Below are 7,349 nucleotides of genomic sequence, written 5' to 3'. Positions count from 1 at the left end.
GTGCAGCTCGGCCACGGCGGCGCGCTGTCGGGCGTACTCCGGCTGCCGGAACCAGGCGGCCTGCCACGGCGCGAACTCCAGTGGCGTCAGCGCCGGCAGCGGTTCGGGCGCAGGCGCACCCGCGGCGCAGGCCGCATACAGCGCGCCCAGGTCCTCGAACAACAGGTTGAGCGACCAGCCGTCCACCACCGCATGGTGGATGTGCAGCAGCAGCACGCCGCGCTCGGCCGCGAGCGGCAGCCAATGCGCCTGGACCAGGCGCGGCGACGCCAGGTCGAACGGCGCGCCGAACACCAGGTCGGCGAAGGCGCGCCAGTTGCTCTCGTCGAAATGCCCCGGCGGATGGCGGTGGCAAACATCGTGCGGCGGCGGCATCGCCACCTGCTGCAGGCTTTGCGGCCCGGCGGCGAACGCGGTGTGCAGCGCCGGGTGGCGCTGCACCAGCAGCCCGATGGCGCGCGCGAGCGCGTCGCCGTCCACCGGCCCGTCCAGGCGGAACGCGAGCGGCACGTTGTAGGCCGTGGACTCGGGCGACTGCTGCTGGAGGAACCAGAGGCGCTGCTGCTCCGCGGTGGCGGGCGCGTGGTCGGCATCACTGGGCGCCGGCGCTTCCGGATAGACCGAGGCTGCGCCGTCGGCCGATCGCGCCAGCCGCTCGGCCAGCGCCGCGAACGGCTCGCGCAGGATCGCGGCCACCGGCAGGTCGTGCCGCCACTGCCGCAGCGCCGCGAAATGGAATTGCAGCGCCTTCAGCGAATCGCCACCGCTGCCGATGAAATCGTCCTCGGGCTGCAGGCCGGCGTGGGCCAGCACCTGCTGCGCCAGTTCCAGCACCTGCTGCTGCCAGGGGCCGGCCTGCGCCGCCTCGGCCGCTGGCCGCCGCCAGGGCTGCGGCGCCTCGGCCAGCATCCGCTGTTCGTCGAGCTTGCCGTTCGGCGTGCGCGGAAAGCCATCCACCAGGAACAGCCGATGCGGACGCATGTAGTGCGGCAGCGTGGCGCGCAGGTGCGCATCGAACGCGCCGTGGTCCAGCTGCGGCGCGGCAACGAGAAAGGCCAGCAGCTCGTGGTGGCCGACGGCATCCCGGCGCGTGCACACGTGTGCGCGCCGCACCGCCGGATGCCGCAGGATGCGCTGCTCGACCTCGCCCGGTTCGATGCGAAAGCCCCGCACCTTCACCTGCCTGTCGGTGCGCCCGACGTACTCGATGAGGCCGGCCGCGTTGCGGCGCACCAGGTCGCCGGTGCGGTAGTAGAGCGCCCTGCCGCCGTCCAGCCAGTGCAGCCGCACGAAGCGCTCGGCGGTGAGCGCGGGCAGCTTGTGGTAGCCCACAGCCAGGCCGGCGCCGCCCAGATGGAGTTCGGCCACTTCGCCATCCGCCGCCAGGCGCTTGCCGCCGGCGACCAGCTGAATGTCCGTGTCCGCCAGCGGCGTGCCGATCGGCACCACCGTGCCGTCGAAGCCGCGCGGGATGTGGTGCGCCAGCGCGAAGGTGGTGCATTCGGTCGGCCCGTACAGGTTCCAGAGCTGTCCAGGCGCGTCCGGGTTGGCGCGGTACCACGACTTCACCGCCTCGGCGCTGAGCTGCTCGCCGCCGACCAGCACCTGCCGCATGCCGGCAAAGCAATGGGGCTCCTGGTCGACGATGGCGTTGAACAGGGCGACGGTGATGAACAGCGTGTCGATGCGTTGCGCCACCAGCCTGGCGGCGAAGCGCCGCGCATCCTGCAGATCCTCGTCGCGCCACACGACGCAGCAGCCGCCGGTGAGCAGCGGCACCCAGACTTCGAAGCTGATCGCGTCGAACGCGGGGTTGGACAGGCTGGCATAGCGGTCGCCGGGCCGCATGTCGATGTAGCCGGGCCGGCACAGGCGCAGGATGCCTTCGGCGCGCACCTCCACGCCCTTGGGCTGGCCGGTGGTGCCCGATGTGTAGAACAGCATGCAGAAGCCGCCGGCTTCCACGGATGCGGGCGCGGGCGCGGCGCGTTGCGCCGAGCCTTGCGCCAGCAGCGCATCGATGCTCTCGCTCCAGGCGCCGGGCGGCAGCGCGATGCCGGGCTTCGCTTCTGCATGGATGAACGCCGAGCAGGCGCAATCGGCCAGGATGGTGTCGATGCGGTCGGCCGGGCTGGCGGCATCCACCGGCACCAGCACGGCGCCGGCGCGCAGCACGCCCAACATCAGCGCGACCAGCTGCCACGACCGCGGCAGGCAGACAGCAACCGATTGGCCGGGCCGCACGCCCCGCGCCACCAGAGCTGCGGCGAGGCTGGCGCTGATGCCGTCCAGCTGCGCGTAGCTGAGACGCACATCGCCGTCGACCACCGCCACGGCGTCCGGCGCGCGCCTCACCTGCGCGGCGAACGCGCTGGACAGGTCCGGGCTTTGCGGCACGGCAAGCAATATGTCCGTCATCGCGCCATCGCCTCCGCCGGGTTCGCGGCCTGCGCCTGCGCTTGGACCGGCACGATTCGCCGCAACTCCTGCCGGATGGTCTTGCCCACCCGCTGCACTTCGGCCGTCTCCAGCATCTCCCAGTGGTCGCCGTGCACCAGCTTCACCAGGAACGAGCCTTGCGCGTGGCGCCGCCAGAAGCCGCGGATCTCGCGCAGGAACGGCCGGTCGCGCCCGCCCAGCGCCTGCACCAGCACCACGCGGCCCGGCTGCGGCGGGCATTCGTAGTCGCGCACGGTCATGCGGTTGTGGTTGTAGACCTGGAAGTAGCGCTCGATCTGCCCGTCGTCGATGCCGGGGTACATGCCGTTGAAGCGCACCAGCTTGTCGCGGAATTCCGCCAGCTCCACCGGCGCGATCCGCACGCGGTGTTCGGGCTCGTCCGAGCCCAGCGTGTCGAGCAGCACCACCGAGGCCTGCCGGTGGCCGGCCAGCGACAGGCGCCGCCCCATCTCGTGGGCCACCAGCCCGCCGTAGGACAGGCCGGTGATGACGAGCGGCCCGTCGGCCAGCGGCGCGATGCGCTCCAGGTAGGCCTGCGCCATCGCCTCGACGCTCGGCAGGAAGGCTTCGCCGGCGTTGAGGCCGTGCGACTGCAGGCCGTAGACACCGCAGGACTCCGGCAGCATCTTGGCCAGCGAGAGGTAGCAGAACGCGGTGCCGCCGGCCGGGTGCACGCAGACCACGTTGCAGCTGCCGTCGCCGGCGCGGAACCGGATCAGGTTGTCGATGCCGGCGTCGTCGCGGGCGCCCGCGCGGATGCGCCCGCCCAGCGCCTCGATGGTCGGGTAGCTGATGATCTCGCGCACCGGCAGCGTGAGGCCGAATTCGCATTCGATCCGGTGCGCCAGCTTGATCGCCGAGATCGAGGTGCCGCCCACGTTGAAGAAGTTGTCGCGGATGCCGATCTGCGGCTCCACCAGCAGGCTCTTCCAGATCTGGTAGAGCTTGAGTTCGACGTGGTCGCGCGGGCTGGTCAGGTTGACCTGCTGCAGGCCCTGCGCGGCCCACGGCATCGCACGCAGCGCATCGCGGTCCACCTTGCCGGCGGGGGTGAGCGGCAGCGCCTCCAGCGCGATGTAGGCCGCCGGCGCCATGTAGTCCGGCAAAGTGGCCAGCAGGTGCGCGCGCAGGGCGTCGGCCCCGACCTCGCCCGCGTCTCCTGCATCGGTTTGCAGGGTGACGTAGGCGACCAGCCGCGTGTCGCCGCTGGGGTCGGGCTCGGCCAGCACCACGGCGTCGCCTACCGCCGGGTGGCGCGCCAGGTGTTCCTCGATCTCGCCCAACTCGATGCGGTAGCCGCGCACCTTCACCTGGAAGTCGTTGCGGCCCAGGAAGTCGATGCTGCCGCCGGGCAGCCAGCGCGCCAGGTCGCCGGTCTTGTACAGGCGCTCGCCCGCCACGAACGGGCTGGGCACGAAGCGCTCCTCGGTCAGCGCGGGGCGGTTCAGGTAGCCGCGCGCCACGCCGGCGCCGCCCACGTGGAGTTCGCCCGGCACGCCGATGGGCACCGGCTCGCCCGCGCGGTCCAGCACATAGGCGCGGGTGTTGGGCATGGGCTTGCCGATCGGCACGCGCGCGCCCTGCTCGCTCTGATCGCCCGATGTGCTGCAGGCCCAGGCCGTCATGTCCACCGTGATCTCGGTCGGGCCATAGAGGTTGTGCAGGCGCGCCTGCGGCAGGCGCTCGTGGAACTGCCGCACCAGCGCCGGCGGCAGCTCGCCGCCGCCGCACTGCACCGTGACCAGGCTGGTGCAGCGCGCGGCCGTTTCTTCCTCCAGGAACAGGCGCAGCAGCGCCGGCACGAATTGCACGATGGTGATTTGCGCCTGCTGGATCGTCTCGATGAGATAGCCGGGGTCCTTGTGGCCGCCGGGCCGGGCCAGCACCAGGCGCGCGCCGGACATCAGCGGCCAGAAGAATTCGCGCACCGAGGCATCGAAGCTGATGGGCGTTTTCTGCAGCATGACGTGGCCGCGGCCCGGCCCATAGATCTGCTCGTTCCATTGCAGCAGGTTGGCCACGCCGCGGTGCGCCACCATCACGCCCTTGGGTTGGCCGGTGGAGCCGGAGGTGTACATGACGTAGGCCAGATGGTCGGGCCGCAGGCCGACCGCGCGCACGTCGAGGTTGCCGTCGGGCAGGTCCGACCATTGCGCGGCGTCGCGGTCCAGCGCGATCAGTACAGAAGGCGTTCCTCCTGCTGGCGCGCCTGCTCCGGCCGCCGCTGCCTGCGCCGCCGTGTGCGTGGCCGTATGGGTGAGAACCGCCAGCGGCGCGCTGTCCTGCAGCAGGAACGCGAGGCGTTCGGCCGGATAGTCGGGGTCCAGCGGCACGTAGCCGCCGCCGGCCTTGAGGATGGCCAGCAGGCCGACCACCATCTCGATGGAGCGCTCCATGCAAACGCCGACCAGGCAGTCCGGCCCGACACCGAGCGTGCGCAGGTGGCGCGCCAGGCGGTTAGCCTGGGTGTTGAGCGCGCCGAAGCCCAGCGTCCGCGTTTCATCGACGAGCGCGATGCCCGCCGGATCGCGCTGCGCCTGCGCCTCGATCAACTCGTGGATGCAGAGATCGGGGTACGGCGTGTCGGTGGCATTCCAGTCGGCCAGTTGCCGCCGGCGCTCATCCTCGCCCAGCAATCGCAGCGCGCCGATGGCCTGCGCCGGGTCGGCCGCGGCCTGCTCCAGCAGCCGGGCGTAGTGGCCGGCCATGCGCGCGACGGTGTCGCGGTCGAACAGGTCCGTGTTGTATTCGAAGTCGATCTTCAGCTGCCCGCCGCTGCGCATGACGTCTACCGTCAGGTCGAACTTGGCGGATTCGCTGCTGGCTTCCATCCAGCCCAGCTCCACCCCCGGCAGCGCCATGGCACCGCCGCCCGGCGTGTTCTGCAGCACCAGCAGCACCTGGAACAGCGGCGAGTGGCTGGTGTTGCGCTCTGGATTGACGGCTTGCACCACCTGGTCGAACGGCACGTCCTGGTGCGCATGCGCGCCCAGCACGTGGCCGCGCACCTGCTCCAGCAGCTGCAGGAAGCTGTGGTCGGGATCGACCTGGCTGCGCACCACCAGCGTGTTGACGAAGTGGCCGATCAGGGGTTCGAGCTCGGCGCGGTTGCGGTTGGCGAACGGCGTGCCGATGCAGACGTCGGCCTGGCCGCTGTAGCGCCACAGCAGCACCGCCAGCGCCGCCGTCAGCGTGGTGAACAGGGTGCCCTGGGCCTGCAGGCCGATGGCGTCGAGCCGCTCGGCCACGGCACGGTCCACCGTCACCGCGTGGTGCGCGCCGCGGTGGCCCTGCACCCCGGGCCGTGGCCGGTCGGTCGGCAGCGGCAGCAGGGTCGGCGCGCTGTCCAGTCGCTGCTTCCAGTAGGCGAGCTGGCCGCGCAGCGCATCGCCGCGCAGCCATTCCGCCTGCCAGCACGCGTAGTCGCCGTACTGGATCGGCAGCGCCGCCAGCGGCGACGGTTCGCCGCGCACGTGGGCCGCGTAGAGCGCCGCCACCTCGCGCACCAGGATGCCCATGGACCAGCCGTCCGCCACGATGTGGTGCACGTTGAACAGCCACACATGCTCACGCGGCCCGAGCTTGAGCAGGCTGGTGCGCAGCAGCGGACCTTCGGTCAGGTCGAACGGGGCGCGCGCGTCGGCTTGCACCGCCGCCTGCGCGGCGCGCTGGCGTGCGGCTTCCGGCAGCGCGCTGAGGTCCTGCAGCGGCAGCACGACGTCCCCAGCCGGGAGAACGCGCTGGCGCGGCTCGCCGTCCACGGTTCGGAACACCGTGCGCAGCGCTTCGTGGCGGCGCACCACCTCGGCGATACTGCGCTCGAAAGCAGCGGCATCCAGCACCCCCGTGAGCGTGATCGCGCCCGGGTTGTTGTAGGAAGGACTCTGCGGCTCCAGCTGCCACAGGAACCACAGCTGACGCTGCGCGAACGACAGCGGCAGACCGGCGGCGGCTTCTGCCGGCGCGCGCGGACGGATCGCGCCGTCGCGCCCGCGGCCGGACAGGATGCCGATAAGCTCCTGCTTGTGCTGCTTGAGCGCGTCGCGCAGCGCCTCGGTCATGAAGCCGCGCGGCGCCTTGCAGTGCAGCGCGTCGCCATCGACCTGCAGCGCCACGCCGCTGCGGTTGAACAGGTCGAGCAGCTGGTAGGCGTTCATCGGATGACCTCCGCCCTACGGGCTGCGGTGCGAGCGCCTTCGGGCGGCCGTGCGGCGTTCATACCTTGAACTCCTCCATCTCGGCCGATTCGTTCGCGTCCGCCGGCACGGATTGCGGCCTCGACGTGAACACCTCGACCTGGCCGGACGCCGCCTGGCCCGGCGCGGGAATGCCGCCCAGCATGGAATAGACCAGGCGGTGGCTCGGCCCCAGTTCCAGCAGCGGTGCGACCTGCCCCAGGTCGACCGACCCGATGCCGCACAGGCCCAGCTGCCGCTCGACCGCGGTGCTGGCCAGCAGCTGCGCCATCGCGCCGGCCTCGATGTGGCACAGGTCCATGCTCTGCGCGCCATAGAGCGGCTGGATCGCCGCCAACTCAGCCACCAGGAACAGCGCGAACGCGGCCTGCTCGAAGATCGGGCGGTTCACGAAATAGTCGTAGGCATCCGCCCCCAGCGTGCGCTGGCCGCCGACCGCCACCAGGCGATGCTGCCGCGGGTCGTAGTAATAGCCCCCGGCCGCAACGCCGTCGACGCGTTCCGGCTTGACGAAGAGATAGGCCTGGACCGGGTACAGGCCGCCCGCCGATGGGTACAGGAACTTCGGCTGGCCGTCCACTTCGCCCTGGGACAGCACGGCCAGCAGGTCGGCCAGCGCCTGCGCCCCCACCGCGCCCGGGCTGAAATGCCGCACGGACCGTTGCGCGGCGAAGCGGGCGTCGAGGCCGGCGC

General features: G+C 71.6%; 3 protein-coding genes. All 3 read right to left on the bottom strand.

The genetic code is table 11. The annotated features are described in order from the left end of the window. On the bottom strand, nucleotides 1–2,418 hold a 2,418-nt coding region (locus H0U68_RS00995; protein WP_296352258.1), incomplete at its 3' end, for an amino acid adenylation domain-containing protein. Further along, nucleotides 2,415–6,617 carry an amino acid adenylation domain-containing protein gene (locus H0U68_RS00990; protein WP_296352256.1) on the bottom strand — a complete coding sequence of 1,401 codons (4,203 nt, stop codon included), beginning with the start codon at nucleotides 6,615–6,617 and terminating at the stop codon, nucleotides 2,415–2,417. The genes H0U68_RS00990 and H0U68_RS00995, both read right to left, overlap by 4 nt. 58 nt (nucleotides 6,618–6,675) lie before the next feature. Next, on the bottom strand, nucleotides 6,676–7,349 hold a 674-nt coding region (locus H0U68_RS00985), incomplete at its 5' end, for a SagB/ThcOx family dehydrogenase (RefSeq protein ID WP_296352254.1).

It is taken from the genome of Ramlibacter sp., assembly GCF_013697775.1.
Lineage (GTDB): Bacteria > Pseudomonadota > Gammaproteobacteria > Burkholderiales > Burkholderiaceae_C > Ramlibacter.
This window is presented reverse-complemented; position numbering and strand designations above follow the sequence as displayed.

Excerpts from the sequence above, each read along its gene's own strand:
- H0U68_RS00990 (WP_296352256.1), bottom strand. The coding sequence starts at position 6,617 with ATGAACGCCTACCAGCTGCTCGACCTGTTCAACCGCAGCGGCGTGGCG.